1 protein-coding gene is annotated in these 823 nt (G+C 72.7%); it reads right to left on the minus strand.

The annotated features are described in order from the left end of the window. Nucleotides 1-154 precede the first annotated feature (154 nt). The coding region (locus ACZ3IC_RS09540) for a chaplin (RefSeq protein ID WP_467414308.1) at nucleotides 155-823 on the minus strand (669 nt) is incomplete at its 5' end.

Raw genomic sequence — 823 nt, forward strand, 5'->3', positions numbered from 1 at the left:
CCCCGCCGCCCCGCCGCCCGCCCCCCGCGGGGGGGCCGCCCCCCCCCCCCGCCCCCCCCCCCCCGGCCCCCCCCCCGCCCCCCCCCCCCCCCCCCCCCCCCCCCCCCCCCCCCCACCTCTCTGCTTCCTGCCTGTTACTTATCGACTGCGTCGCTCAGTTCTTCGAGGCGCGAGCGCGGCGGAACAGCATGGTTCCACCGAGCACCATCGCGGCGCTCACTCCGCCGGCCAGGCCCAGGTTGGCGTCGGAACCGGTGTGTGCCATCTGCGGCGTCTTGGTGTGGTGGGCCGGGGGCTTGTGCTCCCAGTGGTGGGTGGGGGGCTTGTGCTCCTGGTGGGTCGGGGGCTTGTGCTCCCCGTTGTGCGTGGGCGGCTTGTGGTGGTGGGCCGGGGGCTTGTGGTGCGTGGGAGGGCAGTCCGGGTGGTGGTGGTGCGGAGGCTTGTGCGTCGTCGGCGGCTCGTGCGGCGGGTGGACCGGGGGCTCGTGCGGCGGGTGGACGGGGGGCGGAGTGCCGTTCCCCGTGGACCCGTTCTCGCACTCGTTGCCGATTGCCGGGTTCAGCAGACCGACCACATCGACGGTGTTGCCACACACATTCACCGGAATGTCCACGGGAGCCTGGATGAGATTGCCGGACAGCACACCGGGAGAGGAGGTCGCGGCGCCCTCGGCGCTCGCCCCCTGACCGCCGTTGCCGCTGCCCTGGCCCTCCTCGTTCCCGCACTTGTTGCCGATTGCCGGGTTCAGCAGACCGACCACATCGACGGTGTTGCCACACACATTCACCGGAATGTCCACGGGAGCCTGGATGAGATTGCCGGA

This window comes from Streptomyces sp. NPDC002958 (assembly GCF_055563255.1).